Origin of the sequence: Halococcus hamelinensis 100A6, from assembly GCF_000336675.1 — an archaeon.
Classification (GTDB): Archaea; Halobacteriota; Halobacteria; order Halobacteriales; family Halococcaceae; genus Halococcus; species Halococcus hamelinensis.
This window is the reverse complement of sequence record NZ_AOMB01000009.1, coordinates 57,810-70,829: the sequence shown is the minus strand read 5'-3', so window position 1 is coordinate 70,829 and position 13,020 is coordinate 57,810. Positions and strand designations below refer to the sequence as shown.

Genomic DNA, 13,020 nt, shown 5'->3' with positions numbered 1-13,020 from the left:
GAGATGTGTATAAGAGACAGGCTGAAGACCGTCTGGGACGTCGAGATGAGGCCGTCGACGATACCTTGTTCGACGAAAATGTTGTCCGGGGTGTTCATCAACAGCGGGGCGGAGCCCGCGAGCCCCCAGTGCCAGGTCAGGCCCATCCCCATGTAGCCCGCGACACAGAGCAGCGGGTAGTGGACCGAGAGCCCGCGCTCGTGGGCCTGTCGACCCATCTCGCGGGCGAGCACCGCACCGACGATGAGGCCGAGCCCCCACTGGATCCAGGTGACGACCATCGCGATGACCCCGACCAGCACCACCGCCTGCCTCCCGTCGTTCGGGATCCGTGTGAGGCGCTCGATCCCCCGCCGAACGAGCGGGTGGTAGGCCACGACGTACCCCGTCGCGAGGATGAGCACCATCTGCATCCCGAAGGTCAGCAGGGTCCAGAAGCCGTCGTACCAGTAGCCCACCATCGCCGCCGGCCCCGCGCCCTCGATGAGGATGCCGCCGACGAACACCAGGTAACTCAGGAGGATGGCGAACAGGAACGGACTCGGCATCCACCGTTCGACCACGTCCGCGATCCCCGACCCGAGCCGCTGTACCACCGTTCCGCGTTCGCTGGTTGCCATGAAACGATCGTGGAAATGGAGGACGGCGAATAAAACTACCGACGGGTCCTCGCCGGTTTGCGGGGCGGGCGCAAAGGTTCTTGTGAGCGCCGGCTCGATAGTCGGGAACGATGGGGTCAGCTTCCGACACCGAGGGGTTCGTCCACGAACCGACCCGAGAGTTCGTCGAGTCCACGAACGTCCACGCGTTCATGCAGGAGTACGACATCGCGGACCACGACGAACTGATCGCACGGACCTGTGGCGACGTCGAGGGCGTCGAACGGTCGGGGGTCGACTGGTTCTGGGACGAACTCCCCGAGTATCTGGGGATCGACTTCTTCGAGGCGTACGACGAGGTTCGCGACGATTCGGACGGCCCGCAGTTCTCGAACTGGTATCCCGGCGGGAAGCTCAACATCGCCCACAACACCCTGGATCGACACGCGACTGGGGAGGGTCGGGACGACGTGGCGTGTCTCTGGGAGGGCGAACCCGGCGACGTACGAGAAGTCACCTTCGGCGACCTCTACGACCAGGCCAACCGAGTCGCGAACGCGCTCGAAGCCCGCGGAGTGGGAACCGGCGATACGGTGGCGCTCTACATGCCGATGGTCCCCGAGGTGATCGCGATCCTCTACGGCTGTTTCAAGGTCGGCGCGATAGCGGTCCCGGTCTTCTCGGGGTTCGGCGTCGACGCCACCGCGACCCGGATCGCCGACGCCGAACCCACAGTATTGTTCACCGGCGACGGCTTCTACCGCCGCGGCAGCGAAGTCCGGCTGAAGGAGGCTGCCGACGACGCCATCGAGCGGGCGGGCCACGTCGAACACACGGTCGTCTACGACCGGCTGGGACTGGTGCCCGATGCGGGTGCTGAGGCCGACGCGTCGAGCGCGATCCCGTGGGGCGACCGCGACGAGTCCTGGACCGACGCGATCGAGGGCGAGTCACCGGAGTACGAGACGAAGTCCCTCGATTCCGGACAGGAGTCCATCCTGCTCTACTCCTCGGGCACGACGGGCCAGCCGAAGGGGATCGTCCACACCCACGCGGGAGTCCTGATGCAGTGCGCGAAGGAGATCCACTTCGGCTTCGACCAGAAACCCGACGACAACTTCTTCTGGGTCTCGGATATCGGCTGGATGATGGGCCCCTGGACCCTGCTCGGCAACCACGCCTTCGGGGGCACGGTGGTGATGTACGAGGGCGCGCCCGACCACCCCGAACCCGACCGCTTCTGGCGGATGATCGACGACCACGACGTCACTCAGTTCGGGATCTCGCCCACGGCGATCCGCGCGCTCCGCAAGCAGGGCGACGACTGGGTCGAGGGCCACGACCTCTCCAGCCTCCGATTCCTCGGCTCGACCGGCGAACCGTGGGACGAGGAGTCCTGGCTGTGGTTCTACGAACACGTCGGCAACGGCGAGACGCCGATCATGAACATCTCGGGGGGAACCGAGATCTGCGGCTGTTTCCTGATGCCGCTGCCGATCCAGCCGTTGAAACCCTGTACCCTCGGCGGTCCGGGGCTCGGGATGGCGGTCGACATCGTGAACGAGGCGGGTGAGTCGGTCGCCGACGAAGGTGAGCGGGGCTACCTCGTTGCGCGGGACTCCTGTCCCTCGATGACGAAATCCCTCTGGAGCGGCGACGAACGCTATCTCGACGAGTACTGGTCGACCTTCGAGGAGCCGCCCCTGTGGAACCACGGCGACTGGGCCCAGAAGGACGCGGACGGCCTCTGGTTCCTCCACGGGCGGGCCGACGACGCGCTCAACGTCGCGGGCCGGAAGGTGGGACCGGCCGAGGTCGAGGGCGCGTTGATGGACCACGACGCGGTGAACCAGGCCGCCGCGGTTGGTGTCCCCGACGACACGACGGGCACGGCGGTCGTGGCCTACACCGTCCTCGAAGACGGCGTCGAGGAGACCGACGACCTCCGCGAGGAACTCCGCGACCGGGTCGGCACCGACCTCGGCAAGCCGTTCAGACCCCGCGAGGTGTTGTTCGTCGAGGAGTTCCCGAAGACCCAGTCGGGGAAGATCATCCGGCGGGCGATCGCCTCGGTCTATCGGGGCGAGGAGCTCGGCGACATGAGCTCGATCGAGAATCCCGCGGCGCTCGACGCGGTCGAACGGGCCCGTTGATTTCGCGGGGAATATCACCATTGTTTGGCGTCAACGGGCGTTTCGAGGCTTCTCCCGCCAGACCTATAGTCGTCGCGTTCGTAGCATAATTCGATGACCCCCGCCACAACCCACCGCCAGGCCGACGGGCCTCCCGGACGGAAGAACGTCCTCTACTGCCCCGAGTGCGGTCACGAAAGTCCGATCGACGGCGACTGGAACGTCGACCACGAGGCCGACACCCTCGTCTACACCTGTCCGGCCTGTTCGACCGCGGTCACGACCCGCCCCGAGCGGCTCCTCGAAGCCTAACCCATCCCTTCGTCGGTGATCACCGAATCGATCAACCGAACGGGCGTCGCGTCGTAGGCCGGGTTGTCGATCCAGAAGCCCTCCGCGGGTTCGCGCATCACCTCGCTGCTCGTCCGGAACTCGTTCTCGAAGACGAAGCCCTCGTCGATGACTTTCGCCCCCGAACCGATGACCGTCACCGGCACGTCGCACTCGGCGGCGGTGGCGGCGAGCGGGAAGGTTCCCACTCTGTTGTAGAGCGTGTCGTCGACGATGCAGTCCATCCCGACGAGTACCCGATCACACTCGGGGAGGTAGTGGCCCGACGCGCCGTCGACTATCAGATGGGGCTCGACCCGGTCGACCGCCGCGAGGGTTCGCGCGCTCTTTCGCCCGAGATACCGGGGGCGGGCCTCGGTGACGTAGACGGTGAGCTCGGCCCCGTCGCGACACGCGAGTTCGATCGCTTCGAGAACGGTCGAGGAGTAGTCGTGGGTGAGGACCGTCATCCCGTCTTCGAGCGCCATCGCGCCGTACTCCGCGGCCCGGCGCTTCGCCATCTCGACGCGCTCGATCACTCGCCGGACCGCGACTCGAACCCGTGCTTTCGCCGCGTCGATGTCGTCGAAGTCGTCGTCGAGCGCGGCGACGATCTCGCGCTGGGTGTTCTGGAGCGAGGCGTGCGAGGGGTTGGCCTGCCGGAGCGCGCTGGCGTTGCGCTCGACGTCCCGCACGAAGTCCTCGAGGCTCCGGAACTCGCGCTCGGTGAGCGAGGCGAGCGCGTGGGCCGCCTTCACGGCGACCACCGAGGAGCTGTGGCTCTGCATCTCGCGGATCTCCTCGACCGTCTCGTCTATCATAGCAGGTCTCTCACCGCCACACGGTTTTACTTCTCGGGTCCCCGCCCCACCTTTTGCTGCGCTCGCTCGCTCCGCTCATGGGTCACTTGGCTCACGGCTTCCTGCGGTCGCCGTTCGCGTCGTGGTCGTTCGAGAGAGCAAAGCTCTCCCGTGATCGTCAAAAGAGTCTCCGACTCTTTTGGACCTCGCGGAGCTTCGCTCCGCTCAGTGACGAAAATCGGAGATTTTCGAACCACCTCCCGGTGGTCGGCCACGCGTTCCCCGTTCGCATTCGAGGTTCTCCTTCCAGTCGAACCGCCTCGCTCGCGGTACAATACCTTCCCACTCCGCACAGCACCGCAACCGCCTCCGCCGAAGCCCTCGGACGCTCCGCGTTGGTTCGAGAGAGCGAAGCTCTCTCGTCATCACGAAAGGCGCTCCGCGCCTTTCGAACGACCTCGCCCTTCATCCACCAGGAGAACCCCGCCACTGCAACCGCCTTCCGCTGGCCGCAACCGCACCGCGCCCGCTGGCCGCCCAGCGGCCACGAAACCGTCTACTCGGTTTTGGTCTTCTCGATGCTGGTCTTCTCGCCCTGGTAGATCGCCGCGCCGTCCTGGGCCACCATCTCCACGAGCACCGCACACTTGACCCGCATCGGGCTGATGTCCACACCCAGAAGGTCGATCACGTCGTCGCGGTCCAGCTCGTCGAGCTCGTCGAGGGTCATCCCCGCGAGTTCGCCCGTGAGCATGCTCGCGCTGGCCTGGCTGATCGCACAGCCGTCCCCGCGAAACGCCGCGCGCTCGATGGTCTCACCGTCGTCGGCGAGCTGGACGTCCACCGCGATCTCGTCGCCACACATCGGGTTCTCGCCGATGTGCGAGAAGGTGGGGTCGTCGAGCTCGCCGTAGTTCCGCGGGTTCTTGTAGTGGTCGAGTATCTGCTGGCGATACATGTCCGAGCCCATACTCATAGTGAACCCGAGTAGGTCTGTGCGACGCAAAAGGATTCCGGGGGGCTCAGCCGAACAGCTGCCGCGCGTCGTCGATGGCGTCGATGAGCGCGTCGACCTCCGCCTCCGTGTTGTAGAGGTAGAACGACGCGCGCGCCGAGGCCGCCGTCCCGAGCACGTCGTGGAGGGGCTGGGTGCAGTGGTCGCCCGGTCGGATGGCGACGGCGTGGTCGTTCATGATGCTCGCGAGGTCGTGGGCGTGGACCCCCTCCAGATTGAACGAGACGAGACCCGCGCGCTCGTCCGCGGGCGGGCCGTAGACCTCGATGTCGTCGAACTCGGCCATCCGACCCATCGCGTACTCCACGAGGTCGCGCTCGTGGCGCTCGATGCGTTCGAGACCCACGTCGTCGAGGTAGTCGGCGGCCTCGGCGAGCCCGACCGCCTCGGCGATCGGGGGCGTGCCGGCCTCGAACTTCTCGGGGACCTCGGCCCACGTCGTCCGGTCGAAGGCGACCTTCCTGACCATCCCGCCGCCGTACATGAACGGCTCCATCGTCGCCAACAGGTCCTCCTTGCCGTAGAGCCCGCCGATGCCCGTCGGCCCACACATCTTGTGACCCGAGAAGGCGTAGAAGTCCACGTCGAGCGCCTCGACGTCGACGGACTGGTGGGGGACGGCCTGCGCGCCGTCGACGAAGACGAAGCTATCGTGGTCGTGGGCGAGGTCGGCGAGGTCGGCGATGGGGTTGATCGTCCCGAGGGTGTTCGAGACGTGGGTCACCGAGACCATCTCGGTGTCGTCGGTGACGAGCTCCGCCGCGTGGTCCATGTCGAGCCGGCCCTCGTCGTCGATGCCGATGAACTTCACGTCGGCCCCGGTCCGGTTCGCGATCTGCTGCCAGGTCACCAGCGCGGAGTGGTGTTCCATCTCCGAGAGCACCACCTCGTCGCCCGGACCCAGCTCCCGGAGGCCCCACGCGTAGGCCACGAGGTTCAGGCCCTCGGTGGTGTTCTTCGTAAAGACCATCTCCGAACGCCCGCCCGAGGCCCCGACGAACGCCGCGAGCCGGTCGTGGGCCTCCTCGTAGGACACCGAGGACTCCTGGCTGAGGTGGTGGATCCCGCGGTGGACGTTTGCGTTCGTTCCCCGGTAGTAGTCGCTCATCGCGTCGACCACCCGGTCGGGGGTCTGGCTCGTGGCGGCGTTGTCGAGGTAGATAACGCGCTGGCCGTCGCCGACCTCGCGTTCGAGGATCGGGAACTCGCTTCGAAGACGGTCGACGTCGAGCGATTCCTCGGTTTGCGTGCTCATTGGCCTCGTTACGGTCCCGACGCGGAACATTCCTTCGGTCGCCCTAGTCGGACTACAGCACGCGCCGGGACATGATCACGAGCCCGACGACTAGCAACGCAATGCCCCAGTAGAGCGAATCGTAGGGGGCGACTTTGAGCAACAGCGTGACGATGCCCGAGGTGAACAGCGACCAGCCGATGGTCGTCGAGTAACTCATGTCCGTACACGCGCTGGTCGACGGATAAGACCTGCGCAGGCATTCACAAGCGCTGCCCGCGCGAAACCACCGACCGGCGAACGGCCGGAACCCCTTTTCGGCGTCGCCTCGAAGTCGAGGGTATGCAGACGTGGGTCGCGCTCGTCGAGGCGGTCGACGCGGAGTTCCAGAACCTCCAGGAGCTCGCTTCGCTCTGGGGCGATATCAGTCTCGAACTGGAGGACGTCGACGCCGAACTCGAGGACACCTACGCCCTCCTCGGGCGCTATGACTTCCTCGTGGTCTTCGAGGCCCCGGACCGCGAGACCGTCTTCGAGGTCTCGACGGCCGCCGCACGCCACGGGCTCGATATGGACACGATGGAAGGCGTCCCGATAGAGGAGTTCGGCGCGCTCGTCGGCGAGTAGTCACCCGAGCCGCAACAGCTGGGCGTGGGCCGTCCCGCCGAGGTCGAGGACGTTCCCCTCCTCGACGAAGCCGTGTTCGACCGCGAGGTCGACCGCCTCCGACCCGACGATGTTCGCTACGCGAGCGCGCGCGAGGCTCGCCACCACCCGGTCCTCGTCGGCTGGCTCGCCGTCGTAGAACTCCTCGGTCACCTCGAACGGCACGCCGTCGTTGTCGAAGGTCTCGCCGAGGATGGCCTCGTCACACACCGAGACGAGTCGTCCCTCAGGCGTTTTGCGCTCGTTGACGATCACGGACGAGTTCCTCCTCGGCTTGCTCGCGAAGCTCGCGGGCCTCCTCGGCCACCTCCTCCGCGCGCTCGTCCTGGCCGGTCTCCTCCAGCGCGCGCGCCTTCTCCTCTAGCACCTCGGCGTTTCGGAAACCCAGCCGAAGCGCGTTGTCGAAGTTGTTGAGCGCCTCCTCGGCGAGCCCGCGTTCGAGCAGGAAGAAGCCCCGGTTGTACCAGCCCTGGGCGAAGCGGTGGTCGCGCTCGACCGCCCGCTCGGCGTGGTCGAGCGCCTGCTCGGTCTGCCCGCTCTCCCAGAGCGCGTAGGCCAGGTTCGTCTCGGCGCTCGCGGCGTGCTCGGAGTCGGCGTCGAGCGAGAGTGCCTCCTGGTAGGCCCCGATGGCGGCGTCGTACTCCTCCAACTCGGCGTGGGCCGCGCCCTTGTTGACCCACGCCTCCTGTTCGAGGCCGTCGTCCTCGGCGAACCGCGCGGCGCGCTCGAAGGTCTCGGTGGCCTGTTCGTACCGGTTGATCTCGATGTAGCTCAACCCGACGTCGATGAGCTCCTCGACGTCGACGTCGCCGCCGATCTGGCGCTCGTCGAGTAGGTCCGAGAGCACGCGCGAGTCCACCGGGTCGACCTCGCTCGGGTCGACCGCGAGCTCGGGCGGGTCGAGGTCGAACCCCTCGGGGTCGGAGAACCCCTCGCCCTCCGAGAACGGGTGCGAACCACCCTCTCGCTCGTCGTCAGGGTCAGTCATGACCCCCCCTACGGGACGACCCCGATTAAGGCCTGCGGCCTGCTACGCACCCCATGCGACTCTTCGTCAGCGTCGCCCTCGACGGCCTCGAAGACGAGATCGCCGCCGTCCAAGAACCCCTCGCGGACGCGGGCGGGATCCGACTCACGGCTCCCGATCAAGTTCACGTCACGCTGAAGTTCCTCGGCGATGTCGACGGATCGCGTGTTCCGGACCTCACCGACGCCCTCGAAGCGGCGGTCGAGGAGACCGACGTCGAACCCTTCACCGCCGAGTTCGGCGGGCTCGGCGCGTTCCCGAGCGACGAGTACATCCGGGTGGTCTGGGTCGGCGTTCGAGAAGGTAGCGACGACCTCACGCGGCTCCACGAGGCTATCGAGCGAAGAACGGTAGAACTCGGCTTCGATCCCGCCGACCACGCGTTCACGCCGCACGCGACGGTCGCCCGGATGGACCACGCCGGCGGGAAGGAACGGGTACAGCGCGCGCTCCGCGAGACCGACCCGACCCTGGGGAGCCGCGAGGTCGATTCCATCGGTCTCACCGAGAGCGTGCTCACCGACGACGGTCCCGAGTACACCACCGTCGAACGGGTCGAGCTGTAGACGCGAGCGAACGGAGCGGAGCCCGATCGAACAGAAGAGTACGGTTGAGGGTCGCCTAAATCTGAAAGGTGGTTGATATGTGTCTCGGAGCCCTCTCGCCGGTATGGAACCGGATCTCCTGGCGGGGCTCACCCTGGTCTTCGTCGCGGGGCTCCTCACCGCGCTCGCGACGGGTCTCGGCGCGGTGCCCTTTTTCTTCGTCGACGACGTGAGCGACCGGACGAACGTCGTGCTCTGGGGGCTCGCCTCGGGTATCATGGTCTCGGCGTCGACGTTCGGGCTGGTCTTCGAGGGACTCGCCCAGGGCACGCCCGCCGAGCTCGCGCTCGGCCTCCTCGCGGGTGTGGGGCTCGTGGTCGTGAGCCAGCGCGTGCTCTCCGACATCGAGGTCCACCCGCGCCACTACGAGGAGGCCGACTACCGGAAGCTCCTCCTCATTTTGGGAGTGCTCACGGTCCACAGCTTTCCGGAGGGGGTCGCGGTCGGCGTCTCGTTCGCCGACCTCGACCTCGGGGGCGGGGTCGCGCTCTTCGGGCTCACGGTACCGGTGCTCGCGGTCTTCATGACGGTCGCCATCTCGATCCACAACGTCCCGGAGGGCGTCGCGGTCTCGATACCGCTCCGGTCGATGGGCGTCTCGAACCCCCGGACGGTGTGGTGGGCGGTGTTTTCGAGCCTCCCCCAACCCATCGGCGCGGTGGTCGCCTTCTACTTCGTCCGGATCGCACGCGACCTCCTCGCGGTCGGGTTCGGCTTCGCCGCCGGCGCGATGGTCTATCTCGTGCTCGCGGACTTCATCCCCGAAGCCCGCGAGATCGGTGCGGGGTTGCCGGGCGGTGGCCGTCGGGAGCTGGTGTTCGGGCTGGTCGTCGGCGTGCTCGTCATGCTCCCGTTGGCGGTCGTCTGAGGCGAACGGCGTCGGCGGGAAGCAGCCAAAAGGACAAAGATATAAGCCGAGGCGGGATAGGACCTCCACCATGAGCAAGAAGTCCAAGGCGAAGAAAAAGCGCCTCGGCAAACTCGAACGGCAGAACAGTCGCGTGCCGGCGTGGGTCATCATGAAGACCGACCGCGACACCATGCGCAACCCGAAGCGACGCAACTGGCGGCGCTCGGACACGGACGAATGAGCGCCGACGACTTCGAGGAGCGCGTCGTGACGGTACCGCTCCGCAAGGTCAAGGCCGGGGCCAAACACGAGAGCGCCGACCGCGCGATGGGCCTCATCCGCGACCACCTCGCCCAGCACTTCAAGGCCGACCCCGACGCCGTGCGTCTCGACCCCTCGATCAACGAGGCGGTCTGGTCGCGCGGCCGGAAGAAGCCCCCGAGCAAGCTTCGGGTGCGCGCGGCTCGATTCGAGGAGGAAGGCGAGCGGGTCGTCGAAGCAGAACACGCGGAGTAGCGTGCTCCGCGCGGCCTTTTCCGGTTCGGCGTACGTCGGGGTCTTCGCGAGCGCCACCGACGACTGCCTCCTCGTCAGACCCGACGTCGACGACGAATTCGTCTCGGAGCTCGCCGACGAGCTCGGTGTCCCGCCAGTGAAGACCACCGTCGCCGGATCCGGTACTGTGGGTGCGCTCGTCACCGGCAACTCGAACGGACTGCTCACGAGCGAACGCATCACCGACGCCGAGCGCGAGCGGATCGCCGACGCGACCGACCTCCCGGTGGCGACGCTTCCCGGCCGGATCAACGCCGCCGGCAACGTCGTGCTGGTCAACGATTCGGGGGCGTACCTCCACCCCGACCTCCCCGAGGAGGCCGTCGCGGTCGTCGAGGAGCACCTCGGGGTTCCGGCCGAGCGCGGCGCGCTCGCGGACGTTCGAACGGTGGGCACCGCGGCGGTCGCCACCGATCGAGGGGTTCTCTGTCACCCCAATTCCACCGACGAGGAGCTCGACTACCTCGAAGAGCTGCTCGACGTCCCCGCCGACATCGGCACCGTCAACTACGGCGCGCCGCTCGTCGGCTCGGGGCTGCTCGCCAACGAGCACGGCTACGTCGTCGGGCGGGACAGCACGGGCCCCGAGCTCGGTCGTATCGAGGACGCGCTCGGCTACATCGACGGCTGAGGCCGCGCGATTCCGAACGGCTCGACCGTCGTCCGACGAGAGGACAAGGTTCTTCCGACGTGCTCACCCACCACCGGGTATGGATACGTTCGTTACTGCGTTCGGGACCGGAGTCGAAGCACGCGCCACGGAGGGCGACCGATGAGCCTCGGTGGTGGCGGCGGTGGCGGTGGGCAGCTCGAACAGCTCTCCCAGGAGCTCGACGTGCTCGAACAGCAAAAGGAGGCGATGGAGGCCGAGATCGAGGGTTTCCGTGACGAACAATCGGAGATCGACGAGGCCACCGAGGCGCTCGACGCGCTCGAAAGCGGCTCGACGGTCCAGGTCCCGCTCGGCGGCGACGCCTACGTTCGCGCCGAGGTCCAGGACCTCGACGAGACGGTCGTGAGCCTCGGCGGCGGCTACGCGGCCGAACAGGACGAGGAGGCTGCGGTCGAGACCCTCGAACGCAAACGCGAAACGCTCGACGACCGTATCTCGGAGGTCGAAGAGGAGATCGAGGAGGTCGAGTCCGAACGCGAGGAGCTCGAACAGCAGGCCCAGCAGCTCCAACAACAACAGATGCAGCAACTCCAGGGCCAGATGGGTGGAATGGGCGGGGAGCCGGACGACGAATAGGCGATGTTCGACGGACTCAAGGACCGGCTCAGCAGTTTCCGGGACGACGCCGAGGAGGAGATCGACGACGCGGCGGCGGAGGCTGACGAGGCCGACGAAGCGGCAGCCGCGGCAGGGACCGACGAAACGGTCGCGGAGCCCGAAACGACGACCGCCGAACCGGAGGCCGCTTCCGAACCCGAACCGGCGGTCGAGGACGAACCCACGCTCGACGGGACCGAACCGGAGGCAGCCGAGAGCGAACCGTCGCCGCTCGGAGCGGGCACGGACGCGTCGGCAGCCGACCCCGCAGAGCCCAAAGAGTCCGAAGAGTCCGTCGACTCGGAAACGACCGACGAACCCGCCGAGGCGTCCTCGGACGCGTCGGCATCCTCCGACCTCGACACGAACGAATCGGGAAGCGGCGCGGCCGCGTCCGGGACCGTCGAACCGGGAACGGGGGAGGAGACGAACGACGACGCCGAACCGGAGCGCCGGCGGACCCGACTGAACCGGCCGACGACGGTTCCGGACGAGGACGAATCGGCGGGCGAGGACGAAGACCTCGGCTTCGGGACGCGGGCGAAGCTGTTCGCCACCGGCCAGTCGCTGATCGAGGCCGCCGAGCTGGAGGGACCGCTGTTCGAACTGGAGATGGCGCTGCTCGAAAGCGACGTCGAGATGACGGTGACGGAGGCGATCCTCGACCGGCTCCGTGAGGAGCTCACCGGGGCGACACGCGCCCAGGTCAAGGGCACGGGGACCGTCGTCGAGGAGGCGCTCGCGGAGTCCCTCCGGGAGGTCATCAGCGTCGGGCAGTTCGACTTCGACCAGCGGATCGCGGAGGCCGACAAACCCGTGACGATCGTCTTCACCGGCGTCAACGGCGTCGGGAAGACGACCTCGATCGCGAAGCTCGCACGCTACTTCGAGGAGCGGGGCCTCTCGACCGTGCTCGCCAACGGCGACACCTACCGGGCGGGCGCGAACCAGCAGCTGGCCGAGCACGCCGAGAACCTGGGGAAGAAGGTCATCGCCCACGACCAGGGCTCGGACCCGGCGGCGGTGCTCTACGACGCCGTCGAGTACGCCGAGGCCAACGACATCGACGTCGTGCTCGGGGACACCGCGGGTCGGCTCCACACCTCGAACGACCTGATGGCCCAGCTGGAGAAGATCGATAGAGTGGTGGATCCGGACATGACGATCTTCGTCGACGAGGCTGTCGCGGGTCAGGACGCGACCAACCGCGCCCGGGAGTTCGACGACGCCGCGACGATCGACGGGACGATCCTCGCGAAGGCCGACGCCGACTCCCAGGGTGGGGCGGCGATCTCGATCGCCCACGTCACCGGCAAGCCGATCCTGTTCCTGGGCACCGGCCAGGGCTACGACGACATCGAGCGGTTCGAGCCCGACGTGCTCGTCGACCGGCTCCTCGGGGACGACGACTGAGGTGTACCGGTCGGGTCACGTCGGCGTCGGCCTGTTCCTCTACGCACCGGTCGGCTATTTTCTGCTCTCGGGAGGTCGGTTCGCGCTGGCCGTCGCGGGGTTCGTCGTCGTGGTCTGGTTCGCGATGGTGCCCGACCTCGATACACGAACGCGATTGCTCACCCACCGGGGCGCGACCCACACGCTGGCGTTCGCCGCCCTCTTCGGGCTCGCCTGCGGCGCGGGCGGCTGGGCTCTGGGGACTCGACTCGTCGGGTTCGGGCCACGTCCCCTCGCGGGCTTCGGTGGCCTCCTCGGCGCGCTGGTCGTTCTCGCCCACCTGCTCGCGGACTGGCTGACGCCGATGGGGGTCGCGCCGTTCTGGCCGCTCTCCTCGCGGCGGTACTCGCTCGGGCTCGCCACCGCCGCGAACACGACCGCGAACGCCCTGCTTCTCCTTCTCGGTGCCGGCGCGACCGCGATCACGCTTCGGCTCGTCGGGCTGATCTGAGACCAAACGTTCGACTCTCGCCGGCTGAATCGGA

At 67.5% G+C, this 13,020-nt stretch carries 18 protein-coding genes; 11 read left to right on the top strand and 7 right to left on the bottom strand.

The features are described from left to right. A partial coding sequence (locus tag C447_RS03515; RefSeq protein ID WP_007690988.1) for a TIGR00366 family protein occupies positions 1-620 on the bottom strand: 620 nt, incomplete at its 3' end. Positions 621-730: 110 nt separating this feature from the next. Between C447_RS03515 and C447_RS03510 the strand changes: the two genes are divergently transcribed. After that, on the top strand, positions 731-2,752 hold the full coding sequence (locus tag C447_RS03510; protein ID WP_007690987.1) for an AMP-binding protein: 2,022 nt from the start codon (positions 731-733) through the stop codon (positions 2,750-2,752). 93 nt (positions 2,753-2,845) lie between these two features. Further along, positions 2,846-3,043: a hypothetical protein gene (locus tag C447_RS03505; RefSeq protein WP_007690979.1), complete on the top strand. Its 198-nt coding sequence runs from the start codon at positions 2,846-2,848 to the stop codon at positions 3,041-3,043. On the opposite strand, the gene C447_RS03500 is transcribed toward C447_RS03505, so the two are convergent. The 4 genes from C447_RS03500 to C447_RS18045 form a co-directional block, all read right to left on the bottom strand. Continuing rightward, on the bottom strand, positions 3,040-3,882 hold the full coding sequence (locus C447_RS03500) for a translation initiation factor eIF-2B (RefSeq protein WP_007690977.1): 843 nt from the start codon (positions 3,880-3,882) through the stop codon (positions 3,040-3,042). The two genes, C447_RS03505 and C447_RS03500, sit on opposite strands and share 4 nt — an antisense overlap. A 535-nt stretch (positions 3,883-4,417) precedes the next feature. Next, on the bottom strand, positions 4,418-4,837 hold the full coding sequence (locus tag C447_RS03495; RefSeq protein ID WP_007690975.1) for an iron-sulfur cluster assembly scaffold protein: 420 nt from the start codon (positions 4,835-4,837) through the stop codon (positions 4,418-4,420). A gap of 46 nt (positions 4,838-4,883) precedes the next feature. Beyond that, positions 4,884-6,131 carry an aminotransferase class V-fold PLP-dependent enzyme gene (locus tag C447_RS03490; protein WP_007690974.1) on the bottom strand — a complete coding sequence of 416 codons (1,248 nt, stop codon included), beginning with the start codon at positions 6,129-6,131 and terminating at the stop codon, positions 4,884-4,886. A gap of 52 nt (positions 6,132-6,183) precedes the next feature. Beyond that, positions 6,184-6,330, bottom strand: coding sequence for a hypothetical protein (locus tag C447_RS18045; protein WP_007690972.1), 147 nt, complete (start codon positions 6,328-6,330; stop codon positions 6,184-6,186). Between the two features lie 122 nt (positions 6,331-6,452). Here C447_RS18045 and C447_RS03485 point away from each other — a divergent pair, with 122 nt between their 5' ends. Next, positions 6,453-6,737: a GYD domain-containing protein gene (locus C447_RS03485; protein WP_007690970.1), complete on the top strand. Its 285-nt coding sequence runs from the start codon at positions 6,453-6,455 to the stop codon at positions 6,735-6,737. Here C447_RS03485 and C447_RS03480 read toward each other — a convergent pair whose 3' ends face one another. Next, positions 6,738-7,031, bottom strand: coding sequence for a DUF424 domain-containing protein (locus C447_RS03480; protein WP_007690968.1), 294 nt, complete (start codon positions 7,029-7,031; stop codon positions 6,738-6,740). Further along, positions 7,003-7,764, bottom strand: coding sequence for a tetratricopeptide repeat protein (locus C447_RS03475; RefSeq protein WP_007690967.1), 762 nt, complete (start codon positions 7,762-7,764; stop codon positions 7,003-7,005). The genes C447_RS03480 and C447_RS03475 overlap by 29 nt, the downstream gene beginning before the upstream one ends. Before the next feature lie 53 nt (positions 7,765-7,817). On the opposite strand from C447_RS03475, the gene thpR reads away from it, so the two are divergent. From thpR to C447_RS03435, 8 genes are all read left to right on the top strand, one after another. Continuing rightward, complete coding sequence (gene thpR / locus C447_RS03470; protein ID WP_007690965.1) at positions 7,818-8,369, top strand: RNA 2',3'-cyclic phosphodiesterase; 552 nt, start codon at positions 7,818-7,820, stop codon at positions 8,367-8,369. A 103-nt stretch (positions 8,370-8,472) separates the two neighbouring features. Then, positions 8,473-9,276, top strand: coding sequence for a ZIP family metal transporter (locus tag C447_RS03465; protein WP_007690963.1), 804 nt, complete (start codon positions 8,473-8,475; stop codon positions 9,274-9,276). Between the two features lie 70 nt (positions 9,277-9,346). Continuing rightward, a complete protein-coding gene (locus C447_RS03460; protein WP_007690961.1) occupies positions 9,347-9,499 on the top strand; it encodes a 50S ribosomal protein L39e in 153 nt (50 codons plus the stop codon). After that, complete coding sequence (locus C447_RS03455) at positions 9,496-9,774, top strand: 50S ribosomal protein L31e (RefSeq protein ID WP_007690959.1); 279 nt, start codon at positions 9,496-9,498, stop codon at positions 9,772-9,774. Before C447_RS03460 ends, C447_RS03455 begins: the two co-directional genes overlap by 4 nt. Before the next feature lies 1 nt (position 9,775). Beyond that, the gene (locus C447_RS03450) at positions 9,776-10,444 is read left to right on the top strand and encodes a translation initiation factor IF-6 (RefSeq protein WP_007690957.1); all 669 of its coding nucleotides are present in this window, start codon (positions 9,776-9,778) and stop codon (positions 10,442-10,444) included. Between the two features lie 141 nt (positions 10,445-10,585). Beyond that, complete coding sequence (gene pfdA / locus C447_RS03445) at positions 10,586-11,062, top strand: prefoldin subunit alpha (RefSeq protein WP_007690955.1); 477 nt, start codon at positions 10,586-10,588, stop codon at positions 11,060-11,062. Between the two features lie 3 nt (positions 11,063-11,065). Then, positions 11,066-12,496 carry a signal recognition particle-docking protein FtsY gene (gene ftsY / locus C447_RS03440; RefSeq protein WP_007690953.1) on the top strand — a complete coding sequence of 477 codons (1,431 nt, stop codon included), beginning with the start codon at positions 11,066-11,068 and terminating at the stop codon, positions 12,494-12,496. Between the two features lies 1 nt (position 12,497). Then, positions 12,498-12,986 (top strand): metal-dependent hydrolase, encoded by a 489-nt coding sequence (locus C447_RS03435; RefSeq protein ID WP_007690951.1) that lies wholly within the window; start codon positions 12,498-12,500, stop codon positions 12,984-12,986. Positions 12,987-13,020 lie beyond the last annotated feature (34 nt).

What these genes read in the sequence shown, in the direction of transcription:
- C447_RS03455 (WP_007690959.1), top strand. Translation starts at nt 9,496, where the DNA reads ATGAGCGCCGACGACTTCGAGGAGCGCGTCGTGACGGTACCGCTCCGC.
- thpR (WP_007690965.1), top strand. Translation starts at nt 7,818, where the DNA reads ATGCGACTCTTCGTCAGCGTCGCCCTCGACGGCCTCGAAGACGAGATC.
- C447_RS03510 (WP_007690987.1), top strand. Translation starts at nt 731, where the DNA reads ATGGGGTCAGCTTCCGACACCGAGGGGTTCGTCCACGAACCGACCCGA.
- C447_RS03500 (WP_007690977.1), bottom strand. Translation starts at nt 3,882, where the DNA reads ATGATAGACGAGACGGTCGAGGAGATCCGCGAGATGCAGAGCCACAGC.
- C447_RS03460 (WP_007690961.1), top strand. Translation starts at nt 9,347, where the DNA reads ATGAGCAAGAAGTCCAAGGCGAAGAAAAAGCGCCTCGGCAAACTCGAA.
- C447_RS03485 (WP_007690970.1), top strand. Translation starts at nt 6,453, where the DNA reads ATGCAGACGTGGGTCGCGCTCGTCGAGGCGGTCGACGCGGAGTTCCAG.
- C447_RS03505 (WP_007690979.1), top strand. Translation starts at nt 2,846, where the DNA reads ATGACCCCCGCCACAACCCACCGCCAGGCCGACGGGCCTCCCGGACGG.
- C447_RS03490 (WP_007690974.1), bottom strand. Translation starts at nt 6,131, where the DNA reads ATGAGCACGCAAACCGAGGAATCGCTCGACGTCGACCGTCTTCGAAGC.
- C447_RS03495 (WP_007690975.1), bottom strand. Translation starts at nt 4,837, where the DNA reads ATGAGTATGGGCTCGGACATGTATCGCCAGCAGATACTCGACCACTAC.
- C447_RS03475 (WP_007690967.1), bottom strand. Translation starts at nt 7,764, where the DNA reads ATGACTGACCCTGACGACGAGCGAGAGGGTGGTTCGCACCCGTTCTCG.
- C447_RS03465 (WP_007690963.1), top strand. Translation starts at nt 8,473, where the DNA reads ATGGAACCGGATCTCCTGGCGGGGCTCACCCTGGTCTTCGTCGCGGGG.
- pfdA (WP_007690955.1), top strand. Translation starts at nt 10,586, where the DNA reads ATGAGCCTCGGTGGTGGCGGCGGTGGCGGTGGGCAGCTCGAACAGCTC.
- ftsY (WP_007690953.1), top strand. Translation starts at nt 11,066, where the DNA reads ATGTTCGACGGACTCAAGGACCGGCTCAGCAGTTTCCGGGACGACGCC.
- C447_RS18045 (WP_007690972.1), bottom strand. Translation starts at nt 6,330, where the DNA reads ATGAGTTACTCGACGACCATCGGCTGGTCGCTGTTCACCTCGGGCATC.